Annotated in this window: 6 pseudogenes; 4 read left to right on the top strand and 2 right to left on the bottom strand. The window is 38.6% G+C overall.

Going from position 1 to position 12,101, the window contains the following annotated elements:
• The first annotated feature begins 152 nt into the window (after positions 1–152).
• The 3 pseudogenes from L3081_RS06155 to L3081_RS06145 all read left to right on the top strand — a co-directional run bounded on the left by L3081_RS06155 (position 153) and on the right by L3081_RS06145 (position 6,354).
• A pseudogene (locus L3081_RS06155) lies at positions 153–3,136 on the top strand (TonB-dependent receptor).
• Between the two features lie 166 nt (positions 3,137–3,302).
• Positions 3,303–4,846 (top strand): annotated as a pseudogene (locus L3081_RS06150) (tryptophan halogenase family protein).
• A gap of 30 nt (positions 4,847–4,876) precedes the next feature.
• Positions 4,877–6,354, top strand: a pseudogene (locus L3081_RS06145) (tryptophan halogenase family protein).
• A gap of 126 nt (positions 6,355–6,480) precedes the next feature.
• On the opposite strand, the pseudogene L3081_RS06140 reads toward L3081_RS06145, so the two are convergent.
• Together L3081_RS06140 and L3081_RS06135 are read right to left on the bottom strand one after the other, a co-directional pair.
• Positions 6,481–9,023: pseudogene (locus L3081_RS06140) on the bottom strand (glycoside hydrolase family 3 protein).
• A 136-nt stretch (positions 9,024–9,159) separates the two neighbouring features.
• Positions 9,160–10,420, bottom strand: a pseudogene (locus L3081_RS06135) (sugar MFS transporter).
• A 285-nt stretch (positions 10,421–10,705) separates the two neighbouring features.
• On the opposite strand from L3081_RS06135, the pseudogene L3081_RS28045 reads away from it, so the two are divergent.
• Positions 10,706–12,037, top strand: a pseudogene (locus L3081_RS28045) (GH1 family beta-glucosidase).
• Positions 12,038–12,101: the final 64 nt, after the last annotated feature.

Raw genomic sequence — 12,101 nt, 5'->3', positions numbered from 1 at the left:
AGTTATTGACCTTAATCATTTAATACTCTAACTTAAATGTAAGCGCTTTCATTTGTTTGTAATTTATCACCTTAAACACGATACTAAATAATTAATGAAAGCGCTTACTACAACAGATAATTATAAAACATGTAAATTGGTGGGAGATAAACATGATTCAGAATAAATTTATTAAAACAAAAGTGGCAACAAGCTTATCATTAATTTTAGGGGTTACAGCTCTTCCTGCGATATCAGCAGAAGAAGTAGCCCTAGAAGAAAGTTTAGAAGTTATTACCGTAACAGGAATGCGTTCTAGTATTAAAGAGTCGACAAGATTAAAACGTGATGCATCAGGTGTAGTTGACGCTATTTCAGCAGAAGACATTGGTAAATTCCCTGATACTAACTTAGCCGAATCTTTACAGCGTATAACCGGTGTTTCAATTGACAGAGACAATGGCGAAGGTAGCAAAGTAACCGTTCGTGGTTTTGGTCCAGATTATAATATGGTAACGTTGAACGGCCGTACTATGCCCGCTTCGAGCCTACCAGGCGGCGGCGGTGTGTCAAATTCACGTGCCTTCGAATTTTCAAACCTAGCCTCCGATGCTGTTAAATCTGTTTCTGTTTATAAAACCGGTCGAGCAAACATTGCAACTGGTGGTATTGGTGCTGTTATTAACATTGTAACCGGTAAGCCACTTGATAATCCTGGTATGCACGCGAGTGTTGGCGCAAAAGCAATAATGGATACCAGTAATCGTGTTGGTGATGATGTTACTCCAGAGTTATCTGGACTACTGAGTTGGACTGATGAAGAAGAAAAATTTGGTGCTTCTTTAACCGTCAATACACAAACAAGACATAGCTCAACTTCTGGCGCTTTTGTTAACGAATGGCGTACAAGTTTATACGATGGCACTATTCCACAAGCAGCGAGTGACATTCAAATAGCTAATGAGCCTGCACTCGGTCAAATCTATTCAATGCCTTCAGATTTACGTTATTTTATTTCGGATCAAGAACGTGAACGTACAAATGCGCAGTTAACATTACAATTTAGACCAGTAGAAACATTAACTGCAACGCTAGATTATACCTATTCAAAACAAGACACTTTTCAATCCCGTGCTGAACAATCCATCTGGATGGATACTTACAAATCAAATCTAGGTTTTGATGATGAAACTGTGACCACACCGGTTGACTACAATGAAGATCGTGGTGATCAAGCGCCACGTGATTTAGGTTTAGCACTACAAGAACTTAACCAAGTAAACGAAAATGATTCAATTGGTTTAAATATCAAATATGATGTGAACGATTATTTCACATTGACATTTGACGGTCATAGTTCCACTGCTGAAAGCTCACCTGATGCCCAATATGGAACCTGGGTTAATGCCGGTTTAGGTGCAAACATTTCTGCAGGTCAAAGTGTTGAATTCAACAATGGTTATCCAATAATGCATGTTGATTTTGACGACTGTGATGCTAGAAGAGGCTTAAACTGTAACGGTGTACTTGATCAAGATGATGTAGGTACTTCAATTCTTGATATGAATTATTCATCTCAGAAAACTGAAATAGATGAATTTCGTGTTATTGGTGCGTATGAGTTCGAAGAAGGAAGTATTGAATTCGGTATTGAATCTCGTTCAATGGAAAGCCATTCAGTACAGAGCTTAACACGCCATACTATGGGTAACTGGGGTATTGAAAACCCAGGTGAATTACCTGATAACTACTTAACCTTAGTTGATTTTACTAGCGAGATTAATGATTTTGATAAAAGCAATGCTTTTAATCAAGGTTTCACGGGGAGCGCATCGCAAATAGGAGAATGGGCGAGTTTGGTGAATATGGTTTTGATTTTGTTGCCAATGGTGCAGCAGCAACTGATCGCACCATAAAAGAAGATATTACGTCTGCATTCTTCCAATTGGATCTTTCAGGTGAACTAGGCGGTCGTCCCTATAATATGTCTGCTTTGGTCTTCGCTTTGAAAGTACTGACATTACCTCTTCAGCAAATGTTGCCTTACCTAACGCAGTGGCGTGGGAAGGTAATAATGATTTTAACGTACGTTTTGGCACGGGCATGCAAGATTTTTCAGCTAAAGCTGATTACAACCATCTTTTACCCAAACTTTGATTTTGACATAGAAGTGGTTGATAATGTTATCACTCGATTCTCTTACAGTAAAACAATTGCTCGCCCCACATATGATCAATTAAGTGCTGCTGCGGCAGGGGTTAGTGGTCCTTCTGGCCCAACAACAATGGCAGGCGTACAATTAGGTACAGCATCCAGTGGTAACCCAGGATTAGTGCCGCTAGAATCAGACAATGTTGATTTATCTGCTGAATGGTACTTCGCAGATACCGGCTATGTGTCAATTGGTTATTATGAAAAGCGTGTTAATAACTTTGCCGGTCGTGAACCTGTTGTGGAAAATGTATACGGTTTGCGTGATGCAACAGCAGGCCCGCGTGCTCAAGCTGCTGCAATAGCTTTAGAAGCGTTAGGTGAAGAGTTAACCGATACCAACTTATTCGCCATGGTTGCCGCGACTGAAAACAACGTAGATTACTATTCAATTCCTGCTGAGCAATTTGAAGTAGATTATGATGTATTGCCGAACAGCGATGATCCATTAATGGACTTTACTGTAACGAAATTTGTAAACAATAAAGAAGCTAAAATAAACGGTTTTGAAATTGCAGCACAACATTTCTTCGGTGAGAGTGGCTTTGGTATTCAAGCTAACTATACAACCGTTTCTGGTGATGTAGGTTTTGATAACAACGCTGATCCATCTGTAACACAGTTTGCCCTTGTTGGTTTAAGTGACACAGCTAACTTGATTTTAATGTATGAAAAAGATGCTTTTCAAGCACGTGTTGCCTATAACTGGCGTGATGACTTTTTAAACTCACAAGCTAGATATATCAATGAACCTGCGTATACTGAAGCTTATGCACAAATTGACTTTAATGTGGCCTATCAAGTTAATGAGCAATTATCAGTATTTTTAGAAGGCATCAATATTACAGGTGAAGACACCCGTATCCATGGTCGCACTAGTGTTCAATTATGGAATTTAGCTGAACAAGAAGCACGTTATGCTTTTGGCGCACGTTATACTTTCTAAGTTTATTTAGCTAGATATTTAGTTAGATAATTACCTTTATAAATGCCGTGCACTTGCACGGCATTTATCGATTGACACATAATAATTTATACCAATGAATAAACTTGTTGCTCGGGCACTAAGAATAAAGGTAACGAATTAGTAATACCCGTAGGTAGGAGATTACATGGATAAACCTATAAAAAAAATTGTCATTGTTGGTGGCGGATCCGCAGGATGGATTACCGCCGGTAGTATAGCAGCCGAACACTGTATTGATTCAGCCAGTGAAATTCAGATAACGCTAATTGAATCCCCTGAAGTGAATAGTATTGGTGTTGGCGAAGGTACCTGGCCATCAATGCGTAATACGTTAGAAAAAATAGGCATAAACGAAAAAGAGTTTATCCAACAATGTGACGTTTCATTTAAACAAGGCTCAAAATTTGTTGGTTGGAGAACCGGCAGCCCTGATGATTATTACTATCACCCTTTTATGACACCAAATGGCTATGGTCAAGTTGATTTACACGCGGCTTGGCAAGCCAATCACTTTCAACAATCATTTGCAGACACTGTCAATATACAAAGCCATGTTTGTCAAGCAGGTTTAGCACCAAAACAAGAAGCCACTCCAGATTACGCCGCCGTAACAAATTATGGATACCACCTTGACGCAATGAAATTTGCTGCTCTCTTACAAAAGCACTGTATCAAAACATTAAACGTTCGACACATTGTTGACCATATGGATGACATTATCTCTGCCGAAAATGATGATATAGCTGCCATAAGTACTAAAGCACACGGCAATATTGAAGGCGATCTATTTATTGATTGTACTGGGAGTGCTTCACTATTATTAGGAAAGCATTATAAAATTAACTTTATCAACAAAAAGCATATTTTATTTAATGATTCTGCGCTTGCTGTACAAGTACCCTACCCAACTAAAGATGCCCCAATAAATTCAACAACATTATCCACAGCCCAAGATTCAGGCCGGATTTGGGATATAGGATTACAAACCCGACGTGGTGTGGGATACACCTATTCTAGCGCTCATACAAATGATGTTGACGCTGAACAAGCATTAAAACAATACCTTACTCAGTCAATTGGCGAAGCACAAGCAGCATTACTCACACCTAGAAAAATAACATTTGAACCAGGTCATAGAGAAAAGTTTTGGCATAAAAACTGTGTCGCTATTGGGATGTCTGCAGGTTTTCTTGAACCGCTAGAAGCTTCAGCTTTAGCTATGATCGAGTTAGCATCTACCATGATAACGGATGAATTACCCGTTACTCGTCAGCATATGGACATCATTGCTAACCGTTTCAATGAAAAATTTATTTATCGTTGGAATCGCATCATCGACTTTTTAAAATTACATTATGTTTTAAGTAAACGTGAAGACTCAAAGTATTGGCTTGATAACCAAAAGCCCGAAAGTATTAGTGAAGATCTTAAAACTCTTATTAAACTATGGCAATACCAACCGCCTAGTCGTTATGATTTCTTTCAAAATGAAGAAGTCTTCCCATCGGCAAGCTATCAATATGTGCTTTATGGTATGCGCTTTCAGACAAACAGACGCGTCACCCCAACTAAGATCAAAGTTAACTCACCGGCTGAACAAGCAATTGCAGTGGTTGCACATAAAAAAATCAATATCTGACTGGCTTGCCAAGCAATAGATCATTACTCAACAAACTAAAAACAAAGTAGCCAGTAAAAATTAGTAATAAGGATCGAATTATGAATAATAAAGTACAAAATATTGTTATTGGCGGCGGTGGAACAGCTGGCCGGATGGCGGCGGCCGCCTTCTCGAAGCTTCTAGGTAAAAAGTTGAACATAACCTTGGTTGAATCAGATGAAATTGCCACGGTAGGTGTAGGTGAAGCCACTATCCCCCCCATAAGAACATTTCATAAATTACTCGGTATTGACGAACAAGAACTGATGCGCACCACAAATGCCACCTTTAAACTGGGTGTCGGTTTTGAAAACTGGGGACAAGAAGGTAAAGATTATATTCACTCATTTGGCGTAACAGGCAAAGAATGTTGGGTGGTGAATTTCATCACTTTTGGTTACATGGTTTACGCAACGGTATTGAAAGTGATTTTGGAGAGTATTGTTACGAGCTGCAAGCTGCAAAAGCACAAAAGTTCGCCTTAACAAAGAACACACCTATCAATTATGCGTACCACCTTGATGCCACTCTCTATGCTAAATATTTACGAGAATTTAGTAAAAATCTTGGCGTAACCCGCGTTGAAGGAAAGATTAAGCAGGTAAATAAGGATAATAAAACGGGTAAAATCAGTTCACTGACCTTAGCATCAGGACAAGTAGTTGAAGGCGACTTCTTTATTGATTGTACTGGCTTTAGAGGCCTTTTAATTGAACAAGCACTACATACAGGCTTCGATGATTGGTCACATTGGCTACCTTGCGATAGTGCAATAGCGGTACAAACTGAAACACTATCGGATCCCTTACCTTATACTCGCTCCATTGCCCATAAAAATGGTGGCAATGGAAAATCCCCCTACAAAATCGTGTTGGTAATGGTTTAGTTTTTTGTAGTAAATATTGCAGTGATGAAGAAGCACTAAAGACCTTAACCCGTAACATTGAAGGTAAAGTACTCACAGAGCCCCGAGTGATTAAGTTTAACACAGGTAGACGCCGCAAAGGTTGGAATAAAAACTGTGTTGCTTTAGGTTTATCAGCCGGCTTTATTGAACCACTTGAATCAACCAGTATTCATTTAATTATGTCTGGCATTATCAGATTATTACGCTTATTTCCGTTTGAGGGCATCTATCAATCAGCCATTGATGAATATAATAATAAGCTCGACTCCGAATTGAACGCTGTGCGTGATTTTATCATATTGCATTATAAGGCGACCCGGATATGAAGACAGTAATTTTTGGTTACATTGCCAAAACATGGAAATCCCTAACTCTCTAGCACATAAAATACAATTATTTAAAGATACTGGGCGGGTGTTTTTGGATGATGGTGATATTTTCCGTGTTGATTCGTGGACTCAGGTCATGCTTGGTCAAGGTGTTATGCCAACGCAATACCATAAGATCGCAGATATCATGAACGAGAAAGAATTAAATCACTTTATGAGTAGCTTGAAAGCGTCTATTGCTAATGCGGTAGAAAAGCTACCGAGTCATGCCGACTTCATACAACAATATTGCAAATCATAGCTTCCAACACGCTTTTTATTATCTGAAATTTACACCATTATTAACTCTCAAAGGTGATAGCTAATAATGGTGCTTCGTTCAACAAAAACAAAAGCAATGATACTGACAGTACTACAGCTGACAATATTATTGCTGACAGTTTAGGGTTGCAGAGTTAACGCTATTAGGTTTTATAACAACCTCTGAGAAATCCATAGTTAAAGGTCCAGTTGACGACAATACAAAGGGGCTTTTTACCTTACTGATATCAGCGCCATTTTTTTCAAAACACTGTAAATCTATACTCAACGTCTGCCATTCATCCGCTGTTAATTCTGTCAGCGCAGACGTTATATCAACAACTCCTTGACACTGTTCACCACATAACATGGCAATATTAACGATTCCTTGCTTCAGCAAATTTTGCTTCTGGTTAGTACGAACCGTCAATGAAAGTGTTGAGTGAGCTTTTACGTATTGGGTAAAGTCAGTTGCATATTGGCTAGTAAACGCAACCTGTCCGCTTTCTTCCCCTTTGAAGAAAACCCTTCTGGCATCTTCTTGAACATTGCGGTCAATAGTTCGCAAATAAAGCGCATTATTTTCAACAACACTACTAGTCATCACACGAGTAGAGTCAGTATCTGCAATTGTCATTTTCCATGGTGCTTTAATCGAATTTTTAAAAAGCGTGATAGCCTGCAAACTATCAGAATGCTGAACGCTAGTCGCTTCTAAGGAGTCGGGTAATACATTTTTATCACCGTAACTTAACCCAAAACCATAAGGCAATAACGGTTTATAATCAGTGTCAAAGCGATTAACCACCGTTTGGTTGGCACTTTTAGGCCATGAAAATGATAGTTTTCCCACAAAGTCATACTGAATTTCCCCATTGGCTTGGGTAAATAGCACCTCAGCAATAGCAGCACCTTCAGAGCCGGGTAACCATACAGCAACAAAAGCATCAGAGGCATTAAGCTCTGTATTAACCCACATAGGGCGACCACTGATGAACAATGAAACAACAGGAATTCCTTGAGATTGTAATCGCTTCAATAGCGCAAGGTCTTGTTTAACCCCTTGTTGATATTCTAAATTTTTAATATCTCCTACGCCTTCTGCGTAAGGTTCTTCGCCAAAAACAACAATAGCTACATCTGGCTTTTCCTTAAAATTTCCATCACTATTTAATTCAACACTGCCGCCTTGAGATTTTACTTGCTGCACAATGCCATCATAAATAGAACTGCCACCAGGGAAATCAGTATTATTATTATTAGTACCTTGCCAAGTAATAGTCCACCACCTGATTGTTTACCTATATTGTCAGCGCCATCGCCCGCAACAAGAACTTTTTGATTACCAGACAATGGCAAAATATTATTTTTATTTTTGAGTAAAACAAGTGATTCTCGCACTGCCTGACTCGCAACTTGCCTATGTTCAATCGCACCAATTAACTCTGTTTTTCCTGATAATGCACGCTTAGTCCGGCTAGGTTTGTCAAAGAGACCCGCCCTAAACTTTACTCTCAAAATTCTGCTTACTGCATCATCAATACGAGACTCGGCGATTTCACCATTTCTCACCTGGGCAATCGTGTTCTCATACAACGGCTTCCATGCATTAGTGGGTACCATAAAGATATCAAGCCCTGCATTAACAGCCTGTGGACAGCTTTCATTTGAGCAACCTTTAACTTGTCCATGGCCATTCCAATCACCCACAACAAATCCATCAAACCCCATACGTTCTTTCAATACATTAGTCAGTAAATATTTATTGCCATGGTTTTTTTTGCCATGCCAACTATTGAAAGAAGCCATTACAGATTGCGCCCCTGCTGTTAATCCGCCTACATAACCTTGGGCATGAATATTAACCAACACCTGCTCTGATGCAATATTATTACCTTGATCATCGCCGCCATCAGTTCCCCCATCACCAACAAAATGTTTTACCGTGCTAATAACACGCTGATCGCCAAGAAAATCTTTATCAGCGCTTCCTTGTAAACCTTTTACAATAGCTGATGAATAAGATTTTACTATTTCCGGATCTTCAGAATACCCTTCATACGTTCGTCCCCATCTGTCATCACGTACAACGGCCACGGTAGGAGCAAACACCCAATCGATACCTGTTACCATCACTTCTGTTGCTGTGATTGCTGCTATTTGTTCAATTAACGCAGGGTTATTTGCCGCACCTAAACCAATATTATGCGGAAATAAAGTCGCACCGATAACATTATTGTGTCCATGAACAGCATCAGTGCCCCACATGGTAGGAATACTAACGCCATCAAGACTGTCATCAATTGCAGCTTGATACATTGCTTCTGCAAGATTGATCCAATCATTGGGTGTTGCATGTTTATCGTGATTAGGAAAAGAGCCTCCGCCATTTAAATAAGAGCCAAATCCATACTTGCGCATATCATCAACGCTAATATCACGAATTTCAGGTTGGATCATTTGGGCTATTTTTTGTTCTAACGTCATAGTAGCAAGTAACTGTGCTATCTTGCTTTCAATACCTGTATCTTTTTTTACCGCTAAATCGAGCTTTGGCCAAACATCAATAGTAGATTGCTCTACTGAGCTATCGTCAAGTGCCTTTATGTTAGTAATTGTATTAAGTGAATTTTCATCATGATTCACATCATTACAACCAAAAACGATCATTGAAAAAACGCAATAAAATATCCCTGTATTGATTTTTTTGTTGGTGCTATTTTTAGCATTTAATTGAATTAACTTATTATATTTCATTATATTACCTCTTAAGGTTTTATTATCAATTGGAGAATTCGCTAACATGCTAATTATTTCTAACTTTACAGCCTATCAGACCGTAATAAGTGATAAATAAATAGCACAAAATAGGTAATATAAATGAGTGTTGAATACCAACATTATCAGCCAGAATCCCTTGAAAAATAGGGATAATTGCACCACCCACAATGGCTAAACATAAAATCCCTGAAGCTTGGCCGGTATGTTTTCCTAAGCCATTAATTGCAAGACTAAAAATGGTTGGGAACATAATAGAATTACAAAAACCCACGACTAAAATGGCTATCATGGCAACACTGCCCGATGAAAACGTCGCCACTAAAATAAGTAAACAAGCTATCGAGGCATTAAAAGATAACAATTTACCCGCATCAACCTTCTGCATAAGAGCAGCACCAATGAATCGTCCGATCATAGCGCCTCCCCAGTAGTAAGCTATATATTTTGCCGCTTCAGATTCTGCTAATCCTGCAATAGATGGTTCAGCAAAAAAACTGACTAAAAAACTACCAATTGAGACTTCAGCCCCAACATATACAAAAATACCAATGGCACCTAACACCAAGTGACTATAGCCCCAAGCACTACCTGTATCGGTACTGATATCGGTATGATTCGTATTTGTTGTCGCTATATCCGGTAGTTTTAACCACGCAAAAATTGCAGCCAACATCAGTAACATTATGGCTAAAAAAATATAAGGAAGTTGTACCGCCTCTGCAGAAGCCTGATCAGACATTGACTCTGCCGCGTGATTCAAAATTAAAAATGCACCGAAAAATGGGGCGACCGTTGTCCCTAAAGAATTGAATGCTTGTGTCATAGTTAAACGCGAAGAAGCCGTTTTTGCATCACCTAACATACTGACATAAGGGTTAGCAGACACTTGAAGTAAAGTGATGCCGCTAGCCAAAATAAACAATGCCATTAAAAACACAGGATAACTATGTAAAGCGGCAGCAGGATAAAAACATAAACAGCCAAGTGCAGCTACAGACAGCCCAATAACAATACCCTTTTGATATCCCAGTTTTTTTACAATCGCACCAAAGAGGTAAAGATACGAGAAAGTAAGCACCAAAAAAACAAAATTGCACTAACATGGCTTGACTATAAGATAAATCAAACACCCCTTTTAAGTGAGGAATTAATATATCGTTTAGACAAGTAATAAAACCCCACATAAAAAATAAAGACGTTAACGATGTCAATGCAAAACGGTAATTCTCTTGCCCTTGATTATTCGCTAATTGTTCAACAGTACCTGAGCTTGCATGTATTGCCATATGAGCCTCTTTACGTTTATTTTATTATTAATTTACATACGCTATACCTATTTGCTTGATTAAATAGCACAGGTTGCTAGCTCTCTACGCGCTCATTTCAAATAATTAAAAAAGCTCAAATTAAAAACTGATGAAATTAGTTGACCTCGGTTAGAGAAAGCACTAACCTTAACAATGTAAGCGCTTACATTGTTACATTAAAAACTATCTTCACTGTTTAATCAACATTTTTTGTAAGCGCTTTCAAAAAATCATAAAAACAAGTTTAAGTAATAGGTATATTCAATGACAGCCAAAATTTCTTTGCCCCTAGATTCTACTATGCTAAAAGGTGATTTCATCTATGGCGTCGCAACTGCCTCATTTCAAATAGAAGGTGGCGCAAAAAATCGATTGCCCTGTATTTGGGACACTTTTTGTAATACACCAAATAAAGTTATTGATGGATCTAATGGATTAATTGCCTGTGATCACTATAATTTATGGAAAGAAGATATCGCCTTAATCGAGTCATTAGGTGTTGATGCGTATCGTTTATCTATATCATGGCCACGAGTTATCACACAATCTGGAACGTTAAACCCAGAAGGCGTTAACTTTTACATCGATATTCTTGATGAACTAAAAAGTAAAAACATTAAAGCTTTCGTAACCCTATATCACTGGGATTTACCTCAGCATTTAGAAGATGAAGGAGGTCAAGTTAAATAGAGAAACTGCTTATAAATTCCAGGATTATGTCGACCTAATCAGCCAAGCATTCGGTGATCGTGTATACTCTTATGCAACACTAAACGAACCCTTTTGCAGTTCATTTTTAGGTTATGAAGTAGGCGTTCATGCTCCAGGAATAGTTGGTGAAGAATTTGGTAGAAAGTCAGCTCATCACCTATTACTTGCTCACGGTTTAGCAATGAAAGTGCTCGCAAAAAACAGCCCTAATACGTTAAATGGCATAGTACTAAATTTTACCCCTTGCTACCCCGCGTCTAATTCAGCGAACGACAAAATTGCTAGCGATTTTGCAGATGATTATTTTAACCAATGGTATATCAAACCAATTTTTGATGCTGCCTACCCTGACATATTGGCACAATTACCTGCGGATCATCATCCTGAAATACAAGAGGGTGATATGGAAATAATATCCCACCCCATTGATTTTTTGGGTATTAATTTTTATACACGCGCCATCTACCAAGCGGATAGTGCAGCGCGATTTGTTCAAATCCCCCCCTGAACCACGTACAGATATTGGTCCGGGAAATATACCCTAAAGCTTTCAGTGAATTACTGGTTTCACTCAATGAAAAATACCCACTACCCCCTATATATATTACAGAAAATGGGGCTGCGACAGACGACAAAATTATTGATGGTGTTGTTAATGACACTGTTCGAGTAGAGTACTATCAACAGCATCTTAATGCTGTTAACGATGCAATAGAGCAAGGCGTTAATATAAAAGGCTATTTTGCATGGAGTTTGATGGATAATTTTGAATGGGCTGAAGGTTATTTAAAACGCTTCGGCATTGTTTATGTTGATTATAAAAGCCAAGTTAGAACAATAAAAAGTAGTGGCTATGCCTATCAAGCTTTAATTAGCAATCGATAACATTAGTTGACAATACGGGTTAATAACGCAGACTTTAATATCAACATTCAAGATGGGAAACAAG

The organism is Colwellia maritima, assembly GCF_022669015.1.
GTDB lineage: Bacteria > Pseudomonadota > Gammaproteobacteria > Enterobacterales > Alteromonadaceae > Colwellia > Colwellia maritima.
The sequence above is the reverse complement of the archived record's forward strand: the minus strand, read 5'-3'. Positions and strand labels throughout refer to the sequence as shown.